General features: G+C 63.9%; 1 protein-coding gene. It reads left to right on the top strand.

Translation table 11 applies throughout. The features are described 5' to 3' along the window. Nucleotides 1-143 precede the first annotated feature (143 nt). Nucleotides 144-404, top strand: a 261-nt coding sequence (locus tag AC1DIX_RS28040; protein ID WP_477328648.1) for a glycosyltransferase family 2 protein, incomplete at its 3' end; no start/stop codon positions are given.

A 404-nucleotide genomic window follows, 5' to 3' on the forward strand; every position in this document is an offset into this window, starting at 1 on the left:
TTCAACCGCTGAACGGACAGGCCGGCAAGTGCTGCCGGACCGCGCGTAACATCTTTTGAAGACCTCCTGCATTGCCCCCGCCGCCGCGGCGTCCTAACTGTTGCGCCAACAACGGAGGGCACGACGTGGTTGCAAGCGTATGCGTGATCATCGCCGCGAAGAATGCGGCCGATACGATCGGAATGGCCGTCAGCTCGGCTTTGCGCGAGAAGGAAGTGGCCGAAGTCGTCGTCATCGACGACGGCTCCAGCGACGGTACGGCCGATGCGGCGCGCGCCGCCGGTGATGCAAGCGGACGGCTGAACGTCGTCTCCTTCGAAAAGAATCGCGGGCCCTCTGCCGCCCGCAATCATGCGATCGAAATCTCCACGGCACCGCTGATCGCCATCCTCGATGCCGACGAC

The organism is Massilia sp. 05N420, from assembly GCF_056397205.1.